Annotated in this window: 22 protein-coding genes and 2 pseudogenes; 14 read left to right on the forward strand and 10 right to left on the reverse strand. The window is 31.7% G+C overall.

Going from position 1 to position 26,426, the window contains the following annotated elements; genetic code table 11:
* The first annotated feature begins 92 nt into the window (after window positions 1–92).
* Complete coding sequence (locus ACWJKS_RS02325) at window positions 93–944, forward strand: YitT family protein (RefSeq protein WP_216303851.1); 852 nt, start codon at window positions 93–95, stop codon at window positions 942–944.
* A gap of 140 nt (window positions 945–1,084) precedes the next feature.
* Here ACWJKS_RS02325 and ACWJKS_RS02330 read toward each other — a convergent pair whose 3' ends face one another.
* Window positions 1,085–1,513 (reverse strand): DUF3842 family protein, encoded by a 429-nt coding sequence (locus tag ACWJKS_RS02330; protein ID WP_216303850.1) that lies wholly within the window; start codon window positions 1,511–1,513, stop codon window positions 1,085–1,087.
* A gap of 248 nt (window positions 1,514–1,761) precedes the next feature.
* On the opposite strand from ACWJKS_RS02330, the gene ACWJKS_RS02335 reads away from it, so the two are divergent.
* Window positions 1,762–3,426 carry a ribonuclease J gene (locus tag ACWJKS_RS02335; RefSeq protein ID WP_216303849.1) on the forward strand — a complete coding sequence of 555 codons (1,665 nt, stop codon included), beginning with the start codon at window positions 1,762–1,764 and terminating at the stop codon, window positions 3,424–3,426.
* 215 nt (window positions 3,427–3,641) lie between these two features.
* Here ACWJKS_RS02335 and ACWJKS_RS02340 read toward each other — a convergent pair whose 3' ends face one another.
* The 3 genes from ACWJKS_RS02340 to ACWJKS_RS02350 all read right to left on the reverse strand — a co-directional run bounded on the left by ACWJKS_RS02340 (window position 3,642) and on the right by ACWJKS_RS02350 (window position 5,214).
* Window positions 3,642–4,028 carry a thioesterase family protein gene (locus ACWJKS_RS02340; protein ID WP_369811890.1) on the reverse strand — a complete coding sequence of 129 codons (387 nt, stop codon included), beginning with the start codon at window positions 4,026–4,028 and terminating at the stop codon, window positions 3,642–3,644.
* Between the two features lie 231 nt (window positions 4,029–4,259).
* Window positions 4,260–4,607 carry a hypothetical protein gene (locus tag ACWJKS_RS02345; RefSeq protein ID WP_462960340.1) on the reverse strand — a complete coding sequence of 116 codons (348 nt, stop codon included), beginning with the start codon at window positions 4,605–4,607 and terminating at the stop codon, window positions 4,260–4,262.
* A gap of 235 nt (window positions 4,608–4,842) precedes the next feature.
* Window positions 4,843–5,214, reverse strand: coding sequence for a CoA-binding protein (locus tag ACWJKS_RS02350; RefSeq protein ID WP_462960341.1), 372 nt, complete (start codon window positions 5,212–5,214; stop codon window positions 4,843–4,845).
* A 220-nt stretch (window positions 5,215–5,434) separates the two neighbouring features.
* On the opposite strand from ACWJKS_RS02350, the gene ACWJKS_RS02355 reads away from it, so the two are divergent.
* The gene (locus ACWJKS_RS02355) at window positions 5,435–6,853 is read left to right on the forward strand and encodes an IS1182 family transposase (RefSeq protein WP_462959617.1); all 1,419 of its coding nucleotides are present in this window, start codon (window positions 5,435–5,437) and stop codon (window positions 6,851–6,853) included.
* Window positions 6,854–7,027: 174 nt separating this feature from the next.
* Here the strand turns inward: ACWJKS_RS02355 and ACWJKS_RS02360 are convergent, their stop codons facing one another.
* Window positions 7,028–7,294 (reverse strand): hypothetical protein, encoded by a 267-nt coding sequence (locus ACWJKS_RS02360; protein ID WP_165415082.1) that lies wholly within the window; start codon window positions 7,292–7,294, stop codon window positions 7,028–7,030.
* 195 nt (window positions 7,295–7,489) lie between these two features.
* Between ACWJKS_RS02360 and ACWJKS_RS02365 the strand changes: the two genes are divergently transcribed.
* The 4 genes from ACWJKS_RS02365 to ACWJKS_RS02380 all read left to right on the forward strand — a co-directional run bounded on the left by ACWJKS_RS02365 (window position 7,490) and on the right by ACWJKS_RS02380 (window position 12,614).
* On the forward strand, window positions 7,490–7,924 hold the full coding sequence (locus tag ACWJKS_RS02365) for a MarR family winged helix-turn-helix transcriptional regulator (RefSeq protein ID WP_220286780.1): 435 nt from the start codon (window positions 7,490–7,492) through the stop codon (window positions 7,922–7,924).
* A 36-nt stretch (window positions 7,925–7,960) separates the two neighbouring features.
* Window positions 7,961–9,736, forward strand: a complete 1,776-nt coding sequence (locus tag ACWJKS_RS02370) for an ABC transporter ATP-binding protein (RefSeq protein ID WP_165414964.1) — start codon at window positions 7,961–7,963, stop codon at window positions 9,734–9,736.
* Window positions 9,733–11,745 carry an ABC transporter ATP-binding protein gene (locus ACWJKS_RS02375; RefSeq protein WP_462960342.1) on the forward strand — a complete coding sequence of 671 codons (2,013 nt, stop codon included), beginning with the start codon at window positions 9,733–9,735 and terminating at the stop codon, window positions 11,743–11,745. The genes ACWJKS_RS02370 and ACWJKS_RS02375 overlap by 4 nt, the downstream gene beginning before the upstream one ends.
* A gap of 299 nt (window positions 11,746–12,044) precedes the next feature.
* Window positions 12,045–12,614, forward strand: a complete 570-nt coding sequence (locus ACWJKS_RS02380; RefSeq protein ID WP_462960343.1) for a DUF6143 family protein — start codon at window positions 12,045–12,047, stop codon at window positions 12,612–12,614.
* Between the two features lie 91 nt (window positions 12,615–12,705).
* On the opposite strand, the gene ACWJKS_RS02385 is transcribed toward ACWJKS_RS02380, so the two are convergent.
* On the reverse strand, window positions 12,706–12,903 hold the full coding sequence (locus ACWJKS_RS02385; protein ID WP_165413285.1) for a cold shock domain-containing protein: 198 nt from the start codon (window positions 12,901–12,903) through the stop codon (window positions 12,706–12,708).
* 334 nt (window positions 12,904–13,237) lie between these two features.
* On the opposite strand from ACWJKS_RS02385, the gene mgtE reads away from it, so the two are divergent.
* From mgtE to ACWJKS_RS02410, 5 genes and pseudogenes are all read left to right on the forward strand, one after another.
* Window positions 13,238–14,569: a magnesium transporter gene (gene mgtE / locus ACWJKS_RS02390; protein WP_462960344.1), complete on the forward strand. Its 1,332-nt coding sequence runs from the start codon at window positions 13,238–13,240 to the stop codon at window positions 14,567–14,569.
* A 156-nt stretch (window positions 14,570–14,725) separates the two neighbouring features.
* Window positions 14,726–15,322 (forward strand): annotated as a pseudogene (locus ACWJKS_RS02395) (LytR/AlgR family response regulator transcription factor); the annotation flags it as partial.
* On the forward strand, window positions 15,319–16,656 hold the full coding sequence (locus ACWJKS_RS02400) for a sensor histidine kinase (RefSeq protein ID WP_462960345.1): 1,338 nt from the start codon (window positions 15,319–15,321) through the stop codon (window positions 16,654–16,656). The pseudogene ACWJKS_RS02395 and the gene ACWJKS_RS02400, both read left to right, overlap by 4 nt.
* 197 nt (window positions 16,657–16,853) lie before the next feature.
* Window positions 16,854–17,777: an ABC transporter ATP-binding protein gene (locus ACWJKS_RS02405; protein WP_462960346.1), complete on the forward strand. Its 924-nt coding sequence runs from the start codon at window positions 16,854–16,856 to the stop codon at window positions 17,775–17,777.
* Window positions 17,770–18,501 carry an ABC transporter permease gene (locus ACWJKS_RS02410; RefSeq protein WP_165413290.1) on the forward strand — a complete coding sequence of 244 codons (732 nt, stop codon included), beginning with the start codon at window positions 17,770–17,772 and terminating at the stop codon, window positions 18,499–18,501. The genes ACWJKS_RS02405 and ACWJKS_RS02410 overlap by 8 nt, the downstream gene beginning before the upstream one ends.
* Window positions 18,502–18,559: 58 nt before the next feature.
* Here ACWJKS_RS02410 and ACWJKS_RS02415 read toward each other — a convergent pair.
* Window positions 18,560–18,827, reverse strand: a pseudogene (locus ACWJKS_RS02415) (GNAT family N-acetyltransferase); the annotation flags it as partial.
* Window positions 18,828–19,204: 377 nt separating this feature from the next.
* Between ACWJKS_RS02415 and ACWJKS_RS02420 the strand changes: the two are divergent.
* A complete protein-coding gene (locus tag ACWJKS_RS02420) occupies window positions 19,205–19,339 on the forward strand; it encodes a hypothetical protein (protein ID WP_258280576.1) in 135 nt (44 codons plus the stop codon).
* Window positions 19,340–19,773: 434 nt separating this feature from the next.
* Here the strand turns inward: ACWJKS_RS02420 and ACWJKS_RS02425 are convergent, their stop codons facing one another.
* Together ACWJKS_RS02425 and ACWJKS_RS02430 are read right to left on the reverse strand one after the other, a co-directional pair.
* Window positions 19,774–21,267, reverse strand: a complete 1,494-nt coding sequence (locus ACWJKS_RS02425) for a hypothetical protein (RefSeq protein ID WP_462959674.1) — start codon at window positions 21,265–21,267, stop codon at window positions 19,774–19,776.
* Window positions 21,268–21,589: 322 nt separating this feature from the next.
* Window positions 21,590–23,083, reverse strand: a complete 1,494-nt coding sequence (locus ACWJKS_RS02430; protein WP_462960347.1) for a hypothetical protein — start codon at window positions 23,081–23,083, stop codon at window positions 21,590–21,592.
* Window positions 23,084–23,265: 182 nt separating this feature from the next.
* Here ACWJKS_RS02430 and ACWJKS_RS02435 point away from each other — a divergent pair, with 182 nt between their 5' ends.
* The gene (locus ACWJKS_RS02435; protein ID WP_462960348.1) at window positions 23,266–24,483 is read left to right on the forward strand and encodes an IS256 family transposase; all 1,218 of its coding nucleotides are present in this window, start codon (window positions 23,266–23,268) and stop codon (window positions 24,481–24,483) included.
* 355 nt (window positions 24,484–24,838) lie between these two features.
* On the opposite strand, the gene ACWJKS_RS02440 is transcribed toward ACWJKS_RS02435, so the two are convergent.
* A complete protein-coding gene (locus tag ACWJKS_RS02440) occupies window positions 24,839–26,287 on the reverse strand; it encodes a DEAD/DEAH box helicase (protein ID WP_216303836.1) in 1,449 nt (482 codons plus the stop codon).
* Window positions 26,288–26,426: the final 139 nt, after the last annotated feature.

A 26,426-nucleotide genomic window follows, 5' to 3' on the forward strand; every position in this document is an offset into this window, starting at 1 on the left:
ATGCTAAAGGGCTTAATTTTTCGTTGAGAAAGAAATTATGATTATTTTACAGAGGATAGGTAATACAATTGATAATTATAAGGAGGCATATTATGCAAATAAAGATAAAGGAATTTGCGCTTATAAACATAGGAATGCTTATGGTATCAGCAGGTTTATATTTCTTTTTAATGCCAAATAATTTAGCGACAGGTGGGGCGAATGGATTAGCAATAGTTATAAATAAATTTACAGGGGGGTTATCCGTAGGTTGGATAATGATGATAATAAACCTTATTTTGTTTGTAATAGCATTTATTGCTATCGGAAAGAGTTTTGGTGGAAAAAGTGTGTATGCAAGCTTTGGTGTAGGAGGTATTATAATTGTATTTCAAAAGTTTATACCTATTAATAATTCAATTACAGGAGATATTTTACTGGAACTTATATTTGGAATACTAATATCAGGAATAGGTACAGCTATAGTCTTTGATCAAAACGCTTCAACAGGGGGGACAGATATCTTAGCTAAGATATTAAATGAATTTTTTCATATAAATTTAGGAAAAGGAGTTTTAATATGTGATTTAATTATAATTTTAATGGCAGTTTTTGCTTTTGGAATTAAGCTATCATTATATGCAATGCTCGGAGTTATAATTAATGGCTTTCTTATAGACCACATCATAGATGGAATAAATGTGTGCAAAGAAGTTACAATTATAAGTAAGAACAGCGATAAGATAAGAAAATATATAAGAGAAAAGCTAGATAAAACATCTACTGTATATAACGGAGTAGGGGATTTTTCAGATGAGGATAAAGAAGTTGTTGTGGTTATAGTAGGAAGAAGGGAGTTTATAACACTTAAAAAATTCATAAAATTTGTTGATAAGGATGCTTTTGTAACAGTGAATAATATTTATGAAGTCTTTGGATACGGATTTAAATCCTTAAAACATTAAATAAAAATTTTAGATAGCTAATAGAGCGGATTAACAATATTTATGCCATGAAAGCAGGCAAAATTGTTAGTTATGGAATACCGACAGAAGTCTTAACCCAAGAATTAATAAAGTCTTTTAAATATTATGTATAAACCTTCTTATATAAAATGATATTTTATATTACTTTTTATATCAAGTACAATCTCTTCAATTATATCCTTGATTTGCATATTCCTTGTGCCTGGTATATAAATACCATGTTTTTGTAGTGGAAGTATATATTTAGTACAATCCATATTAAATATTGACGTGGCAATCATGGGGGTAATTTCACCGTTAATGCCACCACTACATATTATTCCAATTGGACCGATTATGCTATCAATTTTATTTTTCTTGCAAAATGAGCAAATTGATTCCTCTCCACTTATACCAATATTTGCACCAGCTCTTACCATATTTGAACAAGCAAATGTATTTGTACCAAGTGCAACAATATAGATATCTAGGCTAATTTCTTTACGAATTTTTTTTATGATTGTTTGACCAAGACCAGCCCCTTGTGCGTCTATTACAGCTATTTTCATGGTAATACCTCCAAAAAATAAAATTTATAATATAATGAAATCTATTTTTATATAGATAATATTATTATACTATAATGTTTATGTATATTCTGTGTTTAGTTCAAATAAAATTACAACGTTGGTATAAATAAAATGATTATAAAAAAGCAAAAAAAATTCTCCCATAAAGGTATTAATTTTATAATTCGAGGCAAAATAAAGAAAATAATATTAATAATATAATTGATATAAATGAAGGGGAGAATTTAGTGAAAAACGAGGAAAGTATAAAGGTTATTCCTTTAGGAGGCCTTGGAGAAATAGGTAAGAATATAACAGCTTTTGAATATGCGAATGAAATCATTGTTATAGACTGTGGTATAGCCTTTCCTGATGAGGAAATGTATGGTGTAGATTTAGTAATTCCAGATATAACTTATTTAAAAAATAATGCAGAAAAAGTAAAAGGTATTTTTTTAACTCATGGACATGAAGATCATATAGGGTCGCTTCCGTACATTCTAAAACAATTGAATGTACCTATTTATGGTACTAGGTTAACGTTAGGGCTAATTGAAAATAAACTAAAGGAGCACAATATATTATCTAATTGTGAACTTCACAATGTAAATGCTGGAGAAACAATAGAACTACAAAATCTTAAAGTTGAATTCATAAGGGTTACTCACAGCATAGCAGACTCCTGTGCTATTGCCATCCACTCACCACTAGGTGTTATATTACATACTGGTGATTTCAAAATTGATTATACCCCCATTGATGGATTGGTCATGGATCTTGAACGTATCTCAAATTTAGGTAAAGAGGGCGTGCTACTTCTTATGGCGGATAGCACGAATGTGGAACGTGAAGGGCATACAATTTCTGAAAAAACTATAGGGAAGACTCTAACTAGAATAATTTCTAATGCAGAGGGAAGGGTTATTGTAGCTACATTTGCTTCAAATATTCACAGAATACAGCAGATCGTAGACGCCTCTGTGAAACATGGTAGAAAAATTGTTTTTAGTGGGAGGAGTATGGACAATATCTCACAAGTAGCTATTGAACTTGGATATCTCCATGTACCAGAAGGTTACATTATAGGTATAGATGATATGCAAAATTACCACAATAAAAATATTACAATAATAACTACCGGAAGTCAGGGCGAACCTATGGCAGGACTTGCTAGAATGGCTTTTGCTACTCATAGGAAAATCACCCTTGAACCAGAGGATTTATTTGTTATTTCTGCATCTCCAATTCCAGGCAATGAGAAACTTATATCTAGAGTAATCAATGAGCTATTCAAAAAAGGGGCAGAGGTAATTTATGAGGATTTAGAAGAAGTGCATGTATCCGGTCACGCATATCAAGAAGAATTGAAATTAATTCACGCATTAGTTCATCCTAAATATTTTATGCCAGTTCATGGTGAATACAGACATTTAAGTCACCATGCTAAGTTAGCACAAGAATTAGGTATGCAAGGCAAAGATATATTTACTATGGAAACAGGGCAGGTTTTAGAACTTACAAAGGATGAAGCTAAAGTAACAGGACGGGTACACACTGGATCTGTATTTGTAGATGGACTTGGTGTTGGGGATGTTGGAAGCATAGTGCTTAGAGATAGAAAGCACTTAGCAGAAGATGGCATGCTCACTGTTGTGGTTACTTTAGAACGCGAATCTTATAGTATTATTGCGGGACCAGACATAATAACTCGCGGATTTATATATGCAAAGGAATCGGATGAATTAATTAGTGAAGTAAAAGAAATTGTTAGGGTTGAGCTTAATAAGTGCTTAGACAAGAAAATTATTGAATGGTATGTATTAAAATCTAATATAAAAAAATCCACAGAGCGATATTTGTATGAAAAAACAAAGCGTAGGCCAATTATTCTTCCAATTATTATGGAGATTTAACAGTTTTTTTAAGCTGGTGGTATATACAAAAGGCCAGCAAAAATCATATAGTTAAACTAAAAAATTGCAGTAGTTAGTTCTACTGCTTTTTTATATTGCTATTGTATCTAAAAATAGTATTAATTTTTAACATAACAAAAGACTGCCCTGTTAGGTACAGTCTTAATTGTGATATTGTAGCATCGAAGATGATGAACAGAACCGCAGGTTATGATTTAACGTGCTGTTTTTTTCATGAATTCTTCAGAATTTACTATGTACCTTATATGAATTCCTTCACCTATTTTACCCATGTCATCATAGGCTTCCACCTTAAAGAACAATTTTTTGCCTTCTGCCTTTGATAATAAGGCTTCAGCTCTAACCTTAACGCCAACAGGTGTTGCCTTTATGTGTTTAACACTAATCTCTATACCGACGGTTGTGAACCCATCAGGTAAATTTCGTTGAACACAATTTGTTGCTGCATTCTCCATAAGCGCTGTCATAGCTGGAGTAGCATAAACATCTAGACTTCCAGATCCATAAGAAATTGCGGTGTCACTGCTGTTAATAGTCTGCTCCATAGTAAATTTCAAGTCTTTATTAAAATTGAATTCCAATTTTATCACTCCATTCCGTTTATTATTTTTTACTATACCAATACCTTATTATACCATGTTAACACCTTTAGGATAGTGTTATTATGATATGTCTTATGATATAAATTAAAAAAAGAACCCCATTGCTGGAATTCTATTGTTTACTTGCATTGTTATATGGATCTTTTAAAATATTCAAATTGAAATAATATCATAGCGAATAATTCATTTCTTACTGTTTGGGCTAATCATTTAGCCACATCTATACAGTTTTCTTTGAATTTCGGAATTACTGTAATTATACAACTCTACTAATTTTATTCCTTTGAAATCAATGTGTATTTTATCTTCACAAATCATAACTACATTATTATTATATTTAGGGCTACGACTTCCACATTTTACAAAGGCTTCTTTCTCTTCATATTTTACAAAACCTAACCTTTTTAATTTTCCCAAATAGGAAGCAAATTCTTGATTCTTCTCTTTTGGATCTTCCTCTGTTAAATTGTAATTTTCAATTTCGAATGACATTCCTGGCAACATATCAGCATCGTAAATGTCAATTAGCATCTCGCTTTCTAATGTGTTTAATTCCATATATTCCCCTCCCGCTATAGTATAAAACAATGCCGGTTAGGCAATTTACATATAAAGGTAAAATGCCTATCTGCAATATTTTAATTATATCACAAAGCAATACATTATTTTGTAATATTGTGTTATCATTGGTAATAATTATTCTGCAAATTTCTGCAATAATTCTAAAAATGTGCAAAACTTATTTATGTTGAGTTTACAAAACGGTATATGGGGAGGAAAGATTTTATTTGGTTTATATTTTTGATAATTCTACTAAGGCACATCCATCTATTACTTGCATTCCACTTGATTTACAAAAATTAATTATTTCAGGGCTTTCAGCTCCTGGCTGAATAAGGACTTTATCTATTTTTAAATCATGGGCTTCATGAAGAATTTTAATACCTTTATATGGATTAATGCATAAATCTAAAACTTCTACCTTGTAGGGTATATCACTTAGGGTGGTATAAATCCCCTCATTTTCAATAGATGGATTTACCCCCACTGCGTTAAACCCATGTTTTTTTAAGGAATTCAATATTTTATAAGCATATTTGGAAGGGTTTAATACATCCCCAACTACAACCCAGTTTTTATAATTTAAAAATTGACTAGCATCCAATGTTGTCATCTCCTAATAAAATTAATTTCTATAATATTATCATTCCCTAGTAGCGATAAAAAAAACATGCTAATTAGCATGTTTCAGACCGTTGACAAACATAAAATGTAAAACACTCTAATTTAAAATTGGAGTGTTTTTTTCATATTCAAAAAGGATTTTAGGACATCGATGTCGAATATATATAGTATACAAACTTTATAATTCGGAGGGCATTATTATGATTAATGAAAAGAACTTCACACAACAAAAACTAGAAATGGTGTATTTGGAAGATTTAGTTCCTAAAGACCATATTCTGAGAAATATAGATAAATACATGGATTTCTCTTTTATAAGAGAACTGACTAAAAAATATTACTGCTTAGATAATGGAAGACCTGGCGTAGATCCTGTTATACTTTTTAAAATGCTGTTTATTGGGTACCTATTTGGAATAAAATCTGAACGACAACTTGTAAAGGACATTGAAGTAAATGTGGCTTATAGATGGTTTCTGGGACTAAGTCTTACTGATCCTATTCCAGATCATTCAACAATTAGCCAAAATAGACGTAGACGGTTTAAAGGTACAGATGTGTTTCAAAAAATATTTGACGAAGTAGTATTTAAGGCTATAAATCTTAAGATGGTAACCGGTAAAATACTTTACACAGATTCTACACACCTAAAAGCAAATGCTAATAAGCGAAAGCTTGTGAAAATTGAAGTTGAAAAAACGCCGAAAGAATATGTATCTGAACTTAATAAAGCAGTGGAAGAAGATAGAATAAACCATGGTAAAAAACCTTTAAAAGAAAAAGAACCTGTTACCAAAATAAAAGAAACTAAAGTTAGCACAACCGACCCCGACAGTGGATATATGATGAGAGATGGCAAGCCGGAAGGCTTCTCATATTTAGATCACAGAACTGTCGATAGCAGACATAATATAATTACTGATGTGTATGTTACTCCTGGAAACATAAATGATGTTGATCCTTATATCGATAGATTAGATGTGCAAATAAAAAAGTTTAATTTTAATACAAAATATGTTGGTGCAGATGCTGGTTATGCTACAAATCTTATATGTAAAGAACTATATGAGAGGGAATTAAAATCTGTAATGGGATACCGTAGGTCTCCACATACAAAAGGAATGTACACAAAAAATAAATTCCAATATGTTAAAGAGCAGGACATTTACGTATGCCCTGACTTAAGGGCTTTACATTATAAAACGACAACAAGAGAAGGATATAAAGAATATGTTGGTAATGCAAAATATTGCGAGATATGTCCAAATAGAGCTCAATGCTTTTCTGCAAAAAGCAAGTTTAAAACTATTAGAAGACATGTTTGGGAAACGTATAAAGAAGATGTTGTAAAGTTCACCAGAACAGATAAAGGCAGAAATATATATAGAAGAAGAAAAGAAACTATAGAGCGAAGCTTCGCAGATTCAAAACAACTGCATGGGCTTCGCTATTGCCATATGCGTGGATTAGAAAATGTGCAAGAGCAGTGTCTGCTTACAGCAGCAGTGCAGAATATGAAAAAGATAGCTAGCCTGCTATCTTTACTGTTTTTTGATTTTCTAACTAAGAAGATAGTTGTTATTTTAAATTTATCCATAACTCAAAATGCTATCGCATAATTGCATGTAAAAAACCCAGTATAATAAAAAAATTATACTGGGTTTGTAAACAACCTGAAACATGCTAATTAGCATGTTTTTTTATTGTTATTTTATCAAAAGAAATTTGGATAATCTGTTCTTCGCTTTTTTTATTTCACTATGAAACATAAAAAACCTAACTGAATTATATGCCTATTTAAAATTTACAGAAGTAACTAAATGTCTTATATTATCGATAATTGGATTTATCACCTGTAAAAGATAGCTAAGAAAATCAGTTAATACAGGGATTGCAATACCTATTTGTTTAAGGACATATATTAAAAGGAAGACACCGAGTGTAATGCTTAATATCCTTCCAATTATTTTAAATACTGCAATACCAAGATAAGCAAGTAATATAGCTAATGCAACCATAATAATGGTATTCAGATTAATATTAGAAAAATCAACATTCATAAACACACCTCCATTATCTATAAAATTATAACTTAAACTCTAGGGCTTGGCAAAGGTAAAATATCCTAAAGTCCAATTTAAGGGTATGTGAAAATGTATTGACATAAAATATATATGGGATTATAATATAATTCGTAAGCTAAACATACGGATACGAAATATTAGTAGACGAAATACATTTAAGGGGGTAATTAAGTGAAAAAAATAAATGAAAGCGTAGAAGTTGCAAGACTTTTTCAAGAGGTTATGCAGCTATTTAAACATAATATGAGTAAAGTTCTTTGTGATACAGGTATTTCTGCGCCTCAAGGTATGGTTTTGGGGCTTTTAAGTAAAAAAAAGAAACTTAAGATAACAGAACTTAGCAATGAGCTTTGTTTATCAAATAGTACAGTCTCTGGAATTATTGATAGGCTTGAAAAGCAGGAAATGGTAGTAAGAGAAAGAAGCGATGTGGATAAGAGGGTAGTCTACGTAAGTATGTCACCAAACTTTAAAGAGATGCATAAAAACTTTCATAACCAATTTGAAAAAAACATTGCAGATATAATGAGTAAGGGAAGTACAGAAGAACTTCATAAAATATTTGAAGGCTTAGATACACTTAAGAAGCTTTTAAATGACCAATAAAAATAATGCAATAACAAATGAATGGAGATGATACTTTTGATTAAATTATTTAGATTTTTAAAAGAATACACATTGCAAATAGTGCTAATAGTTATATTGATTTTTACTCAAGTACTTGCAAACCTATATTTGCCAACATTAATGGCTGATATAGTTGATAAAGGTATAGTACACAAGGATGTAGTTCAAACTATTTCATTTTTAGGATTTAGTGGAACTTATAAAGGAATTGATTATATTATTAGAATAGGTGGACTTATGCTATTAATCTCAGCAGGCGGTGTTATATGCTCAGTTGTAGCTGCATTCCTATCGTCAAGAACTGCTGTAGGACTTGGTAGGATTATTCGTAATAAATTGTTTGCTAAAGTCGAAGGATTTTCGCTTCATGAGTTTGATAAGGTAGGTACTGCCACCCTTATAACAAGGACTACAAATGACGTTACTCAGGTTCAAACGGCAACAGTAATGATTTTTTCTATTATGCTTTTTGCCCCTTTAACCGCCCTAGGTGGTGTTGTTATGGCTTTAAGAGAGGATGCATCACTAACCTGGATTTTTGCAGTTGTAGTTCCGCTTCTTGGGATTATTATTGGAGTAACTCTTAAATTCGCTATGCCATTATTTAAATTAATGCAAGTGAAGATAGACAAATTAAATCTTGTATTACGTGAAGGACTTACTGGTATTAGGGTTGTACGTGCATTTAACCGTATAGATACTGAAAAGAATAGATTTGATGATGCTAACATTGATCTTATGAATAATGCTGTAAAAGTGAATAAAATTATGGCGTTTTTATTGCCAGTAATGATGTTAATTATGAATGTCACAACGGTTGCTATTATTTGGTTCGGTGCTAAAAGAATAGATGCTGGAAGCATGGAAGTTGGTTCATTAATAGCATTTATACAATATGGAATGCAAATTTTAATGGGATTCTTAATGCTTGCTATGGTATTTATAATGATACCAAGAGCGCAAGCATCTGCAATAAGAATAAATGAAGTATTAGAAATGGAATCTGAAATTATTGATCCAAAGATTATTAAGTTAGCTGATAAACAAAGTGGATACGTTGAGTTTAAGGATGTAACATTTAGCTACCCAGGTGCGGATCAACCAGCCATTAGTAATATAACCTTTAGTGCAAAGCCTGGTGAAACAACAGCAATTATTGGTGGTACAGGTTCTGGTAAATCAACTCTTATAAACTTAATACCGCGTTTTTATGATGCAACTAGTGGCCAGGTATTGGTTGATGGAGTGGATGTACGCGAAATGAGTCAGGAAGCTCTAAGGTCTAAGATTGGTTTCGTTCCTCAAAATACTGTACTCTTTTCTGGAACCATTGCTGAGAATATTAAATATGGCAAGGATAATGCTACTATTGAAGAAATTCAGCATGCAGCTACGGTAGCACAAGCTACAGACTTTGTTAATGGAATGAAAGAAGGATATGACCATCTTATTGCCCAAGGAGGAACGAATGTTTCCGGTGGACAAAAGCAACGACTTTCTATAGCGCGTGCCTTAGTTAGAAAACCTGGAATATATATTTTTGATGATAGTTTTTCAGCACTTGATTTTAAAACTGATGCAAAACTACGTGCAGCACTTAAAAAAGAAACAGCAAAATCTACAGTAATAATTATTGCCCAAAGAGTTGCAACAGTTATGGATGCGGATAGAATTATAGTAATAGATGATGGTAAAATTGCAGGAATGGGAACTCACAAGGAACTTTTAACTAGTTGTAAGGTATATCATGAGATTGTATCTTCACAGCTTTCAGAGGAGGAATTATCATGAGTGAAAACAACAAGAATAACAAATCAGGCGGAGGTTCGGGACGCCAAGGTGGTGGACCAATGGGATCCTTCGCAGGGCCTATAGTAAAAGCCAAAGACTTCAAAGGCACATTAAAAAGGCTTTTAAGTTATTTAAAGCCTCAGAGAACTAATTTTATTCTAGTTTTTATATTTGCGATCATAAGTACTATCTTTACAATAGTTGGGCCTAAGATCTCAGGAGAAGCTATAGATAGATTAGTTCAAGGTATAATGAATAAATTTGCTCTACTTCAACTACATGCTCAGCAGGGCAAAATAGCAGATTTAATAAAGTCTGATCCAGCAGCTGCAAAGAGTCCCAAAGTAATTGAGGGCCTCGCTCAAATTAAAACTGGAATTTCTAAAATAATGAATGCAAATGGTGGAAAGATAGATTTCACATATATTAGAAATATTATTATTTTATTAATTGCATTATATTTAGTAAGTACAGTTTTTGCGTTTCTTCAACAATATATAATGGCTGGAGTTGCACAGAAAACTGTATATAACTTGCGAAAAGAAGTTGAAGATAAGCTTTCACGGCTACCACTTAAATTTTTTGATGCAAGAACTCATGGTGAGATATTAAGTCGTGTAACAAATGATGTTGATAATATTTCAACAACGCTTCAACAAAGTCTTACACAGCTTATTACAGCTATTGTTACGATTATGGGTATTATCATTATGATGCTCACAATAAGCCCGTTACTTACACTTGTGGTTATTTTAACTTTGCCACTATATATTGTTGTGACAGCGTTTGTTGCAAAACGATCTCAAAAATATTTTGCTGCTCAGCAAAAAGAAATTGGAGCACTTAATGGCCATGTTGAAGAAATGTATACTGGACACAAAATAGTTAAATCATTTGGACATGAGAAGGATTCTATTGAAGAGTTTAGAAATATTAATGATAGGTTATACAATGCAGGTTGGAAAGCTCAGTTTATATCAGGGGTTATAATGCCTATGATGAGATTTGTTAGTAATATAGGTTATGTAGTAGTCTGCGTTGTTGGTGGATATTTAGCAACCCAAGGGAAAATTACTATAGGTAATATACAAGCCTTTATTCAATATTCTAGTCAGTTTACTCAACCAATAGTTCAAACTGCAAATATTGCAAATATTATTCAATCAACGGTAGCTTCAGCTGAACGTATTTTTGAATTACTTGATGAAGTTGAGGAGATTGTAGAAACTAATAATTCTAAGGTAATAGAGATTCCGAAGGGCGAAGTTAAGTTTGAAAATGTTGACTTTAGCTATAAATCAGATGAACCTCTTATTAAGAATATGAACCTTGATGTAAAACGAGGTCATACAATTGCAATAGTTGGACCAACAGGTGCTGGTAAAACTACACTTGTTAACTTGCTTATGAGGTTCTATGAGATAGATGCAGGTTCAATTACAGTTGATGGAGTGGACATAAGAGATATAAAGCGTGGAGAACTACGTAATATGTTTGGGATGGTACTTCAGGATACGTGGCTCTTTAATGGTACTATAATGGAGAATATTGCGTATGGTAAAGATGGAGCAACTAATGAAGAAGCTATAGAGGCAGCAAGAGCAGCTCATGCGCATCACTTTATTAAGACTCTTCCTGATGGATATAATACAATACTAAATGAAGAAGCTTCAAATATATCACAGGGTCAAAAACAACTTCTTACTATAGCTAGGGCAATACTTGCAAATCCAACTATTATGATACTTGATGAAGCTACAAGTAGCGTTGATTCAAGAACAGAAGTTTATATACAAAAAGCTATGACAGAACTTATGCAAAATAGAACAAGTTTTGTAATTGCACATAGACTTTCTACAATTAAAGATGCAGAGTTAATATTAGTTATGAATAAAGGAAGTATTATTGAGATGGGTAACCATAATGAACTTCTTGCTAAGAATGGCTTCTATGCAGATCTTTATAATAGTCAATTTAGTGGAGCAAACTTAGATAATGAAGTAGTATAAATAAAATAATAATGATAAATGAAATTTTTAAATACCCTATAGAGTAGACAAGTAAAAAAAGTCTGCTCCATAGGGTATATTTATGCATAATTATGTTTGGGATATTACTTGTAAAGGTATAGGCATCATTTTCACCTCAAGAAATACCAGCAGTAAATGCCAAATACATTGATGTTTTAGATTATTAAAACAAACATTCAAAAAGTAGTAAGAGTGACTCTTACTACTTTTTTTTATGAAAACTTATCATGTCACGATATTTTAATATTGCAAATATAATGTAGTGAGGTGGTAATTTAATGAATCAAAAAAATTATAAAGATAGATACGAAACACTTTCGAAAACTGTTGATATTCCTATAGAGCTGTACGAATCTATGCGTGGACAATATTTTATTGGGTATGCTGATGATTTAGTATTTGGAAAAGGTACAAGTGCCTGGGCAAGATTATACAATCCAATTAATTCAGGTGTTATTTTACATGTGAATGTTTGGACTGTAACTGATGTTGCAGAGTCAGCTTTCCGTGCACAGTTTTGGTTTAACGCAACTCCTCCTGAGTCAGATGTTAAGTATGCACTTGTAACGCCTACAAATTTAAGTGTCAAACCACAACCTAGAGCAAAGGTGAAACTAGAATACGCATCTAATGTTATAGGTGAGCCAACTGGTGGAATCAAAGCCTTTGTAAGACGTGCCCAGCCTGAAACAACATTGGTGGAAAGTGAAAATGGTAAAATAATTATTGGCGAAGGTGGTAATTTCTTAATATTTCTATCAAATCCAGAAACACCAGGAGTTTTAACAGAAGGTAGGATAGCTTTTGGTTGGTGGGAAGAAAGCATAAGTAACAAATGTAATGGTTAACACTTTTCTAAGCTACAAATGCGTACGTTGTAAATCATACAAATAAAAAAAGACCATTAAATAGTATAACTATTTAATGGTCTTTTTTTAATTATAATACTGAAATGTTTTCTGCTTGTGGTCCTTTAGGTCCTTTAACGATGTCAAAAGAAACTCTTTGACCTTCATCAAGTGATTTGTAACCATCTGAATTTATTTGAGAAAAATGTGCGAAAACATCTACTCCGTCTTCTCCTGTAATAAAACCAAATCCTTTTTCTCCATTAAACCATTTAACTGTACCATTCATATAATGTATACCTCCGAAATTTTATTTTCTTAAATGCTTTGTAATAGCTCACTAATAAAATTTCGATATTAAAATACTATATTTAAAAGTACCAATTGAAATATATATGTGCTACATTAATTACTATTCATTTAAGTCAATTCTTATGTTATCATAGTTTATTATAAAAAGCAAGTTATATTAACTAATTGTTTTATGTTTAGCATAAAATTCAGTTGCTATGATGATAATGAGAATACACTCTTACAAAATATTGACATGCAATTAAAAGAAGGATACTATCACTATGTAGTTAGGTTTGACGGGGTTTTTTATTGTTTTGGAGGTGACTATAATGAAAAAAGTATTACAGCTTATAGATGAAAATAAGTTTATTGAAGCAAGACGAGAGCTTGAAAGAAAAAATGTAGTTGATATAGCAGCATTATTTGAAGAGCTGAATAAAGAAAGTGTTGTAAAGGTATTTAGATTACTTCCTAAAGATATAGCGGCGGATGTGTTTGCGTATATGGAACATGAACAAAGGGTTTTTTTAATAGATGCCTTAACGGATAAAGAAGTTTCAAGTATTATTGATGATTTATTTATAGATGATACAGTCGACTTTTTAGAAGAACTTCCAGCCAATGTAGTTGATAGGGTATTAACAAATACAGATGAAAAAAAAAGAAAAATAATAAATCAATTATTAAAGTATCCTGAAAGTTCAGCTGGAAGTATAATGACTGTGGAGTACGTTGATTTAAAAAAAGAAATGACAGTAGAAGAAGCAATAAGTCATATTAAAAAAGTTGGAACAGATAAAGAGACAATAAATACTTGTTATGTTATTGGAAAGAATAGATATTTACAAGGAATTGTATCTATAAGAAAACTTATTTTAAGTGAGTCTACTGTACTTATAAAAGATATTATGAAGACAGCAGTTATTTATGTTAATACAATTGATGATCAAGAAAACATTGCTGGATTATTTAAAAAATACGATTTGTTATCAATTCCGGTAACTGACAATGAGAAAAAATTAGTAGGCATTATAACAATAGATGATATAGTTGATATTATAGATCAAGAAAATACAGAAGATTTTCAAAAAATGGCTGCAATGGCTCCATCAGAGGAGGAATACTTAAAAACCAGCGTGTGGAATCATGCAAAACATAGAATGGTATGGCTTCTCGTATTAATGATATCTGCAACCTTCACAGGTAACATTATAAAAAAATTTGATGATGTTATTCAATCTGTAGTAATTTTGGCGGCATTTATTCCCATGCTTATGGATACTGCTGGTAATGCTGGTTCACAATCATCAACGCTAGTTATTAGAGGATTGGCACTTGGTGAAATAAAATTAAAGGATATACTCAAAGTTATATTTAAAGAGTTTAGGGTAAGTTTTGTTGTTGGAATTGTTCTAGCCTTATTTAACTTTTTGAGAATATTTTATTTTGAAAAAGTAGAATTTTTTATTGCGATTACGGTTTGTATTACTATGTTTATAACTATATTATTAGCAACGGTAATAGGAGGAATCTTGCCTATAGCTGCAAAAAAGCTTAAACTGGATCCTGCTGTAATGGCAAGTCCATTAATAACCACAATAGTGGATGCTGTAGCATTGATGGTGTACTTTACACTTGCTACTTGGTTTTTAGGATTATAACAATAGGAGATAGTGCTACACACTTGTTATTTTCCGCGTGGGTGGCACTATATTTACATATCCACCGAAGTCGTTAATGCATCTTCCTTGAAGCTGTGCAGCTCCATAGGAGATAATTTAACATGCCTTGGTGCATATATGTTGTAGTTTATAGCTGAAGAAGTGATAAGCTATGTGCAAAAAAATCAAACTACAGGTATATACTTTTTAGATGTAGATTTGAAAAACAATATAAATGGCATAAGGCTAGGTGAGACGATACGGGAAATGGATCCCTTAGGCTTTATCATATTTGTTACTACTCATTTAGAGATGAGCTATTTGGCATTTAAATATAAGGTGGAGGCTATGGACTATGTAATAAAGGACGAGGAAGATTTTAAACATAGGGTTAATAGCTGCATTTTAAAGGCTTATAACGCTTATTATAAATCGGGAAATAAAAAGGGACACATATCCATAAAAGATGAAGCGAGAATAATAAATATAAAGCTTTATGATATCTTATTTATTGAAACTACAGGAGTAGCTCATAAGATCTGTGTTCATGAAGAAGATAGGCAATTTGCCTTTTATGGTAATTTAAAAGATATTCAAGAAAAACTCACTCCAAACTTTTACAGGTGTCATAAATCTTATATTGTTAATAAGTATAAAATTAAAGAAGTGGACAAGAAAAATAATAAAATAGTAATGGAAAACGGAGAGGAATGCTATGTTTCCTTTAGGTACATGAGGGGGCTCTTAACATGAGCTTTGAAACTTTTATAATGGTATTTTTTACTTATATGATTATACCTGCCTTACTTATGAGCATTTTATGTTGCATTTCTATATATATTTTGAATAAGGAGTTTATAGGGAAAGAAGAAATAAGGAAATATTTTTTTATTTCTATCATAATAGGAATAGTTATTAGTACTGGTTCTTATCTAATCATCCTTCCCGTATTTTGTATAATTACTATTTTTCAGCTAAGAAACAATAAAAGCAATATAAAAGCATTGATAACAATTTATGTGGTTTATTTACTACATACGCTATACATTTTTGCATATACTTTTTCAGGTAAAAATTTACAAAACATACCACTTAAATATAGCTTTTTAGAATTTCTTATATTGTTGCCAGTGGTTATTTTAAGTTTTTTCATAATAAGGAGTATTGTAAAAAGAAAAAAAGGTTATAAGGAGCTTACAGCAGATCAATTAAGATTTAGAATGATATTAATTACTAGTATACCCTTAACTTTAATGATATGTGGAATTTTACCTCTTTTAACAGCTAACGCAATAGATAATGATAAGATACATTTTATTACTGGTAACTTTATACCAGCGGTATTGCCTTTAATAGCTATTATTCTTATAACCTTAATTGTGTATAACTACGACAAAAGTTTAGAATATAGGGTTGAACTTAAAAGAGAGACTAAGGAAAAGCAAGGAATAGCGGAATATTCTAATATGATAGAAGAAATGTACGGAGAAACCAGAAGATTTAAGCACGATTATATGAATATGCTGACACCACTTAAAGAATACATAGATAAGGCTGATATAGAAGGATTAAGAGAATTTTTTTATGATAATGTTATTGATATGGATAAGGATATAAAGTGGAGTAATAGCAATATTGATAAGTTAAAATATATTAAGGTGGATGGAGTGAAAGCAATACTATCTACAAAGCTAATAAAGGCAGCAGGACTTAATATTGATATAAAAGTGGAAATAGTTGAAGATATAAAGAATATAGCTATGAATATAATGGATTTATGCAGAATGCTAGGAATATTGATAGATAATGCTATTGAAGCTGCACAAAAATGTGAATATCCTAAGCTTTATGTTTGCTTAGTAAACAAAGATAACTACGTGACCATAGTTATTGAAAATAATTTTTTTGGACAGAAACCTAAGATTCATAAGATATATGAAGAAGGCTATTCCACAAATGGGAAAAGACGAGGGCTAGGTTTATATAGCGTAAAACAGATTATAGATAAAAAATATCATAATGCATTCTTAAATACAAGCATAGAAGGTAACATGTTTGTTCAAGAATTATGGATAAAATATATTTAAAAAGCATCCTATGTGGATGTTTTTTTATTGCACTGGAGATTTTATATAGTTTTCATAACCGTTAGTTTTTTAAGCCTCAGCGTAAAAGTAAGTTTTTTTATGAACAATTAAATGTCACTTAGGAAGACTTGGATAATATAGGACCAAAAGCTTGGTAATATATAATTATAAAACCGAAATGAAGGAGCTGATTATATATGACGCAAAAATATTTATTAGAAACTGAGGGTTTAACTAAAAAATATAATGGAAGGAAAGCAGTGAATAATCTAAGCATTGCAGTATATGAGGGAGATGTTTACGGATTTCTTGGACCAAATGGAGCGGGGAAAAGCACAACTATAAAGAGTATTATGGGCCTTATAAAGCCTACATCAGGCAAGGTAATTATAAATGGGTATGATGTTCATAGCCAAAGAGAAAAGGCTATTGAAAGAATAGGCGCCATGGTAGAATCACCAAGCTTTTACGGCGAATTATCAGGTTACAAAAACCTTCTTCTAATGGCTAATCTTTATGAACTTCCAAAGGAGAGGGTGAGGGAAGTTCTTGAGATGGTAGATATGACTGAAGCTGCAAATAAAAAGGTTTCAAAATATTCCTTAGGTATGAAACAGAGACTTGGAATTGCAAGAGCTTTTTTAAACAATCCCAATATAGTTATACTAGATGAACCAACCAATGGATTAGATCCTCAGGGCATAAAAGACATAAGAAAATTAATACATGATTTATCAAAACAGTATGGAGTAACCTTCCTGATATCATCTCATATATTGAGTGAAATTCAAGCTGTATGCAACAGGATAGGAATTATAGAAAAAGGTTGTCTAAGGGTTCAAGGTTATGTAGAAGAACTATTAAATACCGACGAGGAAATAATCGAAATTCATACAAAAGAAGAGGAAAAGACTGCAAGGCTTCTCACAGACATGGACATTTCAATGAAGATTAAGAAATTTGAAAATGGTATAAGAATTAGGCTTACAAAGGGTAATTTTCAGAATGTAAATAAATTACTAGTTTCCAATGAAATAAATATTGAAAATATTTGCTGCAAGGAAAACTCTTTGGAGGATTACTTTTTAAATGTAATGGAAGGAGATGGAAAATATGCTTAAGGTTTTTAAGAATGAGATAATAAAAATGGTTAGTGGTAAAAAGTTTTATTTACTGTGTGCTTTATTGATTTTTAGTATAATCCTCATGGGTGCAGCAAAGGGTCCTAGAATTAATGCAAATAATTTTGTGATAGCAACTTTAGATGGTATGGTGATGAAACCTATAGTGCCAATGTTTATGGTGCTGGTTATAGCAGAAGTTTTAACAGAGGACTATAGCCTTGGAACTATGAAATTTTCTTTAATGACAACCATAAAGAAAAGTGATTTTATAATTGGAAAGCTTTTATTTATAGCTTTATATGCATTAATATTTATGGCTATTAGTTTTATTTTTAGCTATATTATAGGCTCTATTACACTTGGGTTAGGTGGGAAAGAGGATATTTTAAAAAATCTTGTCTACAATATTAAATGTTATGGAGTTGTAATACTTCCTTTACTGTCTTTCTCTGCTATGATAAGTTTATTCGCATTGATTATTAATAATAGTGGTGCAATGATTGGTTTAGGAATAGGAATTGTTGTACTTAGTATGATGTTTATAACCTTACAAGAGGATGTAATTTACTTTATGCCAGGTGGAGGAATGTATGCTGCGCCCTACATAAATAAGAGCGGACCACACAGTATATTTTTATTTGCAATAACTGCTGTTATATATATAATAGTATTTTCTTTAATAAGTTCATTGGTTATAAAGAAAAGAGATATAGTGTTATAGATATCCACCATAATCTAAACATCCAAGTGTTACTTTATTTCTTAAGTGAACTAAGTTATTCGTAAAAAATTTCTTTACCAGGTGAAGCATATAATATGAAAGTACATTGAGGGATACGTTTTAATATGCTATCAACAATTGTTGAACCTATTTTTTTACCTTGATATTTAGGTAATACTGCTATATCATAAATTGTGGCTTGGCAAATTCCGTCTAGAAATTGCACGACCAAAACCGATTAGCTTATCATCGTCAAAAACAAATACAACGGTATGACTATTTTCAAAAGCCTTTTTATGTACTGTACCTTCAAAATATCCCATTCCCCAAAAGTCGCATCCAGTTCAGACGAGCTTTGGGGAATAAATGATGGAAAATTGCTTTTAATTAAATAGTGAAAATTCATAGAAATTATATTACCTTTTACAACAGCACAATTTTTAACTCGGGTAAAGGGTGATAGACAACAAGTTATGAAGGATTTTTTATTTAGAAATTGAATTAATTTAAACTATGTAGTATTATATACTATATAGAAAAATATATTTTAATGTTTTTTAGCGGTTGGACAAACTGAAGCTTAGTTTGATTCCGAGAAATTTGTTTCTAGGGCGGGAAACTCTTATTTGAGTCCCGCCTTTTTATTTTTTGATTAATAAACATTAAAAATTATTTATAGATACTAATACAAGGAGGCAATGATATGAATTCTCAAGATATGATTGTAATTGTTACTGTTGGAATATTAATTATAGGATTTGTTTATATTAATTTTATTTTTTTTCCAAAAGTTGAAAAAGAAAGAAGAGAAAAAGAAGAACAACAAAAAAATAAATAAAAAGTAGATTCATTTTTTAAGTGGCAAACAGGAACTTATTAAAGAAATTAGTTATGGATGGGATCTTTATGAAATATTATGGAAACACCTCTTTATCATTTGTCATCCGGGCGATGTTTAAGAATACAGATAAGAATAGTAACAAAGTTGTTAATTATTATACAAAAAAACTAGTAGCAGGGGAACAAAAGAAGAGCCTGTAAATAGTTTTGTGTAAACAGAATAAAAAGTACTCTTTCTTGGCAATAATTTAGATAAGTTAATTATCAAATAGAGTAGTCACGGAAACTAATATGTAAAACTTAATTATGTATAGAGTCATTATAGTGCTATAAATTTTATGTTCAGAGAGCAGTTAGGAATAAAAATAGGTATAGCAAACAAGCCTACACGATGCAGGAATTTTCAGAAAAAAGTACTTAATTGTCAAACAGCTACTCTAATAAATTTAAAATACTAAAACCTGAAACTTTAAGTCTTGCATCTAGATGAATATTAATTCCAGCAATCATAGTCATAAATGAATAACGTTTTTTACCATGTATTCGTAAAGTATGAATTTTATAATCATTTAGAATACGATTGTTTATACGTTCTGAGCAGGTTCTAGTTTTATAAATAGTTTTCCATTGTTTTGAGCCGCGAGGCACAGGAGTAAACAACCGCAAATCCCATGATGGTTTAGTGTAGATTACTCGCCCATAAGGTGAAGGTGAGCACTGTTCACAGCAAGAGCAACTAGCAACCTTTTTTAAAACTAAAGGGCAACGCCATTTAAGGCGTGAACGACTTTTTTCATAACCGTTATAGACCATTTCATGGCCACCAATACAGATAGGAAATCCTTTTTCATTAATATCTAGAGTAACTGGATATTTTGAATTTCCTTTGTTTTTGGAGTTCAGATCAATAAAGGGATTAATGTTCCATTTAGAACATAATTCATATGTAGGGTAGTTATCATTAGCTGAGTCAAGAACATAATTTGATATAGTGAACTGCGGTAACAGTTCTCTAAATTCAGCTAATGCTACTATTCCAGTGACACTGTCGTGTCTGCTTGCCTCTACAAATCGTAGATAAATAGGTAGATCTATCTTATATTTTTTATTATAGACAGATAAAGCATAGAGAGTGTAGCCATAAAACCAACGATTTTCATGGCTGTCCCAACCCCAATTAGCATTTATGTCAGAAAGTCTACGAGGGCATTTGCAATCGTAAATTCCATTTTCACGGCAGTCACAAACTTTAGAACCATAGTAAGAAGACTTACAGTGAACACAAGTACCATCGCCGCCAACTGTAAGGTTATCTTTTTCTATTAAGTTAAGATTAAAAGAGGGTTCTACAGCAACTAATGAGAATATTTTTTGAAGCAGCCTTTCGGCTCTTAGGGAAAATGAGCGACCAGCTTCAAAAAAATCTGAAATTCTCTTAACAACACCAGTTTTTTTATTAGGAAGCTTTTTATTTTTCCCGGGTGCCTTAATTTTAGAGGGTTTCTTCTTATACGAATATATTTTTTTTAGGTTTACCCTGTCGGTAGACAGATTTGAAAGCCATAATCTAGAGATAAAATCATAATGAGCACCAAGTGATGGGACATTATTTTTAGTGCAGCCTATACAGGTTGCAAGTAACTCACAGGCATGAATCTTTTTAACCCAGTTGGTAATGCTTGTTTCCTTTTGAAAAAGCATTAAAGAAAATGAACGAAATATCTCAGGTTGAAGAGTTGCAGGTCTACCAATATTAGAATAATAAGGTTTTAATATCTCTCTAAGAATATCTAAGTCTAAGCAATACAACTTAGAGATAGAAGGTTCAAGTTCTATAATTTTTTTAGGAAAAGCTTTGTAGAAACATGAGAGATTTAAAATAATAAATTGCTGATAATCAGCATGAGAGCTCCAATTTTTAAGCATAAAATAATCCTCCTATTAAAACATGTCTTTAAGAGGAGGACCGCAAAATTTTACAGGCTTGTCAAGTGTTTTATGCAAAAAAAGTGGGGGAATCAACAAAAATTAATGATACTAAAAATGAGTAATCACAGGAGCTAAGGAGTTTCCGTGAAAGCTCAAATAGAGTAGTCACGGAAACTAATATGTAAAACTTGAGTTTGTATAAAGTTATATAGAACTATAAATTTTATGTTAAGAGAGCAGTTAGTGATAAAAATAGGTATAGCAAACAAGCCTGCACGATGCAGGAATTTTCAGTAAAAAATATTCAATTGTTAAATAGCTACACTAATAAATTTAAAATACTAAAACCAGAAACTTTAAGTCTTGCATCTAGATGAATATTAATTCCAGCAATCATAGTCATAAATGAATAACGTTTTTTACCGTATATTCGTAAAGAATGAATTCTATAATCATTTAGAATACGATTGTTTATACGTTCTGAGCAGGTTCTAGTTTTATAAATAGTTTTCCATTGTTTTGAACCGCGAGGCAAAGGAGTAAACAACCGCAAATCCCATGATGGTTTAGTGTAGATTACTCGCCCATACGGTGAAGGTGAGCATTGTTCGCAGCAAGAGCAACTGTCAACCTTTTTTAAAACTAAAGGGCAACGCCATTTAAGGCGTGAACGACTTTTTTCATAACCGTTATAGACCATCTCATGGGCACCAATACAGATAGGAAATCCTTTTTCATTAATATCTAGAGCAGCTGGATATTTTGAATTTCCTTTGTTTTTGGAGTTCAGATCAATAAAGGGATTAATGTTCCATTTGGAACATAATTCATATGTAGCATAGTTATCGTTAGCTGAGTCAAGAACATAATTTGTTATATTGAATTGCGGTAACAGTTTTCTAAATTCAGCTAATGCGACTATTCCAGTGACACTGTCGTGTCTGCTTGCTTCTACAAATCGTAGATAAATAGGTAAATCGATCTTGTATTTCTTGTTATAGGAAGATAAAGCATAGAGCGTGTAGCCGTAAAACCAACGATTTTCATGACTGTCCCAACCCCAAGTAGCATTTATGTCAGAAAGTCTACGAGGGCATTTGCAATCGTAAATTCCATTTTGACGGCAGTCACAAACTTTAGAACCATAGTAGGAAGATTTACAGTGAACGCAAGTACCATCACCCGCAACTGTGAGTTTATCTTTTTCTATTAAGTTAAGATTAAAAGATGGCTCTACAGCAACTAATGAGAATATTTTTTGAAGCAGCCTTTCGGCTCTTAGTGAAAATGAGCGACCAGCTTCAAAAAAATCTGAAATTCTTTTAACAACACCTGTTTTTTTATTAGGAAGCTTTTTATTTTTCCCGGGTTCTTTGATTTTAGAGGGTTTCTTCTTATACGAATATGTATTTTTTAGTTTGATTCTGTCGATAGACAGATCTGAGAGCCATAATCTAGAGATAAAATCATAATGAGCACCAAGTGATGGGACATTATTTTCAGTGCAGCCAATACAGGTTGCAAGTAACTCACAGGCATGAAGCTTTTTAACCCAGTTGGTAATGCTTGTTTCCTTTTGAAAAAGCATTAAAGAAAATGAACGAAATATTTCAGGTTGAAGGGTCGCAGGTCTACCGGTATTAGAATAATAAGGTTTTAATATCTCTCTAAGAATATCTAAGTCTAAGCAATGCAACTTAGAGATAGAAGTTTCAAGTTCTATAATTTTTTTAGGAAAAACTTTGTAGAAACATGAGAGAGTTGAAATAATAAATTGCTGATAATCAGCATGAGAGCTCCAATTTTTAAGCATAAAATAATCCTCCTTTTAAAACATGTCTTTAAGAGGAGGAATTCAAAATTTTACAAACTTGTCAAGTGTTTTATGCAAAAAAAATGGGGGAATTAATAAAAATTAATGATACTAAAAATGAGTAATCACGGGCTCTGAAGAGTTTCCGTGAGAGCTCAAATATTGTAAGGAGGAGTATTTTTATGTCAAATATGTCAAAAGAAATTTTAAGAAATTATATCAATGAACAAAATTTTTCAAGTCCAAATGAGGTTCTAACTGCTATGAAAGGTATGTTCAAAGATGTTCTTCAGGAGGCATTAGAAGCAGAAATGGATTTACAACTTGGATATGACAAATATGATATATCTGAAAAGCAAACTCCAAATAGTAGAAATGGTTACTCTAAAAAAACTGTGAAATCTGAACTTGGAACAGTAGAACTTAATATACCACGTGATAGAAATGGTGAATTCGAGCCTAAGATCTTGCCCAAGTATCAAAGAAATATAACTGGTATAGAAGATAAAATAATGGCTCTCTATGCAGCTGGAATGACTACAAGAGACATATCAGAACAAGTCAAAAACCTATATGATGTTGAAATATCTGCTGAAATGGTATCAAATATAACAAACAGAATTATTCCTGTAGTTGCAGAGTGGCAAAATAGACCACTTGAAAAAACATATTCATTTGTGTTTATGGATGCTATACACTATAAAGTTCGTGATGACAAACATATTGTAATTAAAGCAGCTTATGTTGTATTGGGTGTAAATATGGATGGTGAAAAAGAAGTACTTGGTATATGGATAGGCGCAAATGAAAGCAGTAAGTTTTGGCTTTCAGTGCTTAATGATCTTAGAAACAGAGGCTTACAGAACGTTTTGGTGTTCTGTGTTGATGGCTTAAGTGGATTCAAGGAAGCAATCGGAGCTGTATATCCTTTTGCAAAAATACAACGTTGTATAATTCACCAATTGAGAGCAAGTATGAAATATATACCACACAAAGACAAGAAGGATTTTGCAAGAGATTTAAAAACTGTTTACGGTGCAGTAAACGAGGATGTTGCACTTGAAAATTTAATTTCTGCAAAAGAAAAATGGGGAAGTAAATATCCAAATGCTATTAAGAGTTGGGAAGACAATTGGGATAATCTCATAACTTTCTTTGTATTTCCAGATTATATTCGTAGAATTATGTATACCACAAATGCTATAGAGAGCCTTAACAGTCAATTCAGGAAAGTCACTAAGACAAAACTTATATTTCCAAATAATGAGAGTCTTATGAAGATATTGTATTTGGCTACTGAAAAGGTAAGTAAGAAATGGACTCGAGTATATTCGAATTGGGATCTTGTTATTAGTCAACTTAATATATTGTTTAGTGAAATCTTAAATGAAGGAGCATAGCTTAGGGGACTCCGTCCCCAAACCCCTGAGGTTTATCGCTTTAGTTCTTCCAGGAACGAGTAAAACGGACTACCCAAAGGTCGCCCGCTCCTGTATAGAACATCTATAGCCGCTCGGGTTGCTCCTCAGCATTGCCCTATCCTGTTATTAGACATGTATATTATTGACTAAAAATGGCAATAATATACGGTATAGTGATTATAGATAAAAAACTTTAATCGACTTTAAATAACATTATTTTACGAAAATTAATAGATCGATTTTTTGCCTATAGAAAGAGTATACACAAAATAATTTACACGCCCCAAAAGAAGCCTTACCCCTACTACTAACATCTTAACTGATAGCTACTTTTCTATTCATATATCACTTTACTTACGCTGCGAAGTCTACCTTTGATAGGTGTTTCTTGTAATTCCTTAAATACCAACTCACCTTTATTATTTAATATTTCTACAAAAGTAGATATATCAATTATATTGATGATTCCTATATCATCTTTTGTCATGCCGTTAATACTGCAAAGTGTACCTACAATATCCATTGCTCTCATCTTTGTTTTCTTACCTGCGTTAATATGTAATTTCATAATTTCTTTGCTTAGCTCGGCGCCTTTTGCTTCTTTAACTTCAGGTCTTGTATTCATTTTTCGCGCAAATTCTTCTTTGGCATTACTTACGGTTTCGGTTGAAGGTCTTTCATTTAAAATAATCTCTTTGCCAATATATTGATGTATATCATTTAAAAATCTGCTTTCGTTTCTGGTTACAAAGGTAATTGCATGGCCTGTCTTTCCTATGCGTCCAGTTCTTCCTATCCTATGGACATAGCTTTCTTTGTCGCCCGGTATATCATAATTAACTACAAGGCTAATGCTATCTATGTCTATGCCTCTAGCTGCAACATCTGTAGCCACTAGATATCTAAAATAACCTTTTTTAAAATCATTCATTACTCTTAATCTATCAATTTGTTCCATTCCACCATGTATTTTTTTACAAGTATACTCGAGATTTGCCAGCTTATTATAAACTGCATCTACTTTTAGTTTTGTATTGCAGAATATTATACAGCTATCAGGGTTTTCTACTATGGTTATATCTCTTAAAAGGTCTATTTTATCTAGTTCATCTACGTTATATCTTTCTTGACATATATTACTTTTTAATTTATTTTGGTCCTCTATTTCTATGTATATAGGATCTTTCATGTAGTTGTTACATAAAGTCTCTATATCTTTGGGCATTGTGGCTGACAATAACATAGTCACACGTTCTTTTGATAAGCCACCTATTATTGTTTCTATCTGATCTACAAATCCCATATTAAGCATTTCATCAGCTTCATCTATTACAAGATACTTTACATTTGATGTATCAAATGTACCTTTTTCTAAATGATCAATAATACGACCAGGTGTGCCAACTACTACATGTGTTTTTTGTTTAAGTTCCTTTTTTTGATCATAGAAAGGAGACTTTCCATAAATTGCAGATACTTTAAGTCTTTTAAATCTACCTATATTAAAAATATCTTCTTTGACTTGAATAGCAAGCTCTCTTGTTGGTGTAAGCACTAATGCTTGGGGTTTATTTTCTTCCCAATCTACTAATTGGCAAATAGGAATGGCATATGCGGCAGTCTTCCCACTTCCGGTTTGGGACTTTACTACTACATCCTTTTGCGCGATTACCGCTGGTATAACCTGCTTTTGGACTTCTGTGAAATTCTTGAAATTTAACATGTTAATTGCTTTTAATAACTCACTGCTTAACTTACAATCGTTGAAATTTGCATTTATCATTTGATCATCTCTTTCCTTATAATTCTATTACTATTATTGTTAGGAATATATATTTTTTTATGCTCCACATACAAGGATTCTCCGTTTTTTTTATTTCTTGCAGATAGGTACATTGTCCCTATCATTACATTGGGATCAC

This window comes from Clostridium sp. CM038, from assembly GCF_055081105.1.

Coding starts and splice junctions, on each gene's coding strand:
- ACWJKS_RS02325 (WP_216303851.1), top strand. CDS start 93: ATGCAAATAAAGATAAAGGAATTTGCGCTTATAAACATAGGAATGCTT.
- ACWJKS_RS02330 (WP_216303850.1), bottom strand. CDS start 1,513: ATGAAAATAGCTGTAATAGACGCACAAGGGGCTGGTCTTGGTCAAACA.
- ACWJKS_RS02345 (WP_462960340.1), bottom strand. CDS start 4,607: ATGGAATTAAACACATTAGAAAGCGAGATGCTAATTGACATTTACGAT.
- ACWJKS_RS02355 (WP_462959617.1), top strand. CDS start 5,435: ATGATTAATGAAAAGAACTTCACACAACAAAAACTAGAAATGGTGTAT.
- ACWJKS_RS02360 (WP_165415082.1), bottom strand. CDS start 7,294: ATGAATGTTGATTTTTCTAATATTAATCTGAATACCATTATTATGGTT.
- ACWJKS_RS02375 (WP_462960342.1), top strand. CDS start 9,733: ATGAGTGAAAACAACAAGAATAACAAATCAGGCGGAGGTTCGGGACGC.
- ACWJKS_RS02380 (WP_462960343.1), top strand. CDS start 12,045: ATGAATCAAAAAAATTATAAAGATAGATACGAAACACTTTCGAAAACT.
- ACWJKS_RS02385 (WP_165413285.1), bottom strand. CDS start 12,903: ATGAATGGTACAGTTAAATGGTTTAATGGAGAAAAAGGATTTGGTTTT.
- mgtE (WP_462960344.1), top strand. CDS start 13,238: ATGAAAAAAGTATTACAGCTTATAGATGAAAATAAGTTTATTGAAGCA.
- ACWJKS_RS02400 (WP_462960345.1), top strand. CDS start 15,319: ATGAGCTTTGAAACTTTTATAATGGTATTTTTTACTTATATGATTATA.
- ACWJKS_RS02405 (WP_462960346.1), top strand. CDS start 16,854: ATGACGCAAAAATATTTATTAGAAACTGAGGGTTTAACTAAAAAATAT.
- ACWJKS_RS02410 (WP_165413290.1), top strand. CDS start 17,770: ATGCTTAAGGTTTTTAAGAATGAGATAATAAAAATGGTTAGTGGTAAA.
- ACWJKS_RS02420 (WP_258280576.1), top strand. CDS start 19,205: ATGAATTCTCAAGATATGATTGTAATTGTTACTGTTGGAATATTAATT.
- ACWJKS_RS02425 (WP_462959674.1), bottom strand. CDS start 21,267: ATGCTTAAAAATTGGAGCTCTCATGCTGATTATCAGCAATTTATTATT.
- ACWJKS_RS02430 (WP_462960347.1), bottom strand. CDS start 23,083: ATGCTTAAAAATTGGAGCTCTCATGCTGATTATCAGCAATTTATTATT.
- ACWJKS_RS02435 (WP_462960348.1), top strand. CDS start 23,266: ATGTCAAATATGTCAAAAGAAATTTTAAGAAATTATATCAATGAACAA.
- ACWJKS_RS02440 (WP_216303836.1), bottom strand. CDS start 26,287: ATGATAAATGCAAATTTCAACGATTGTAAGTTAAGCAGTGAGTTATTA.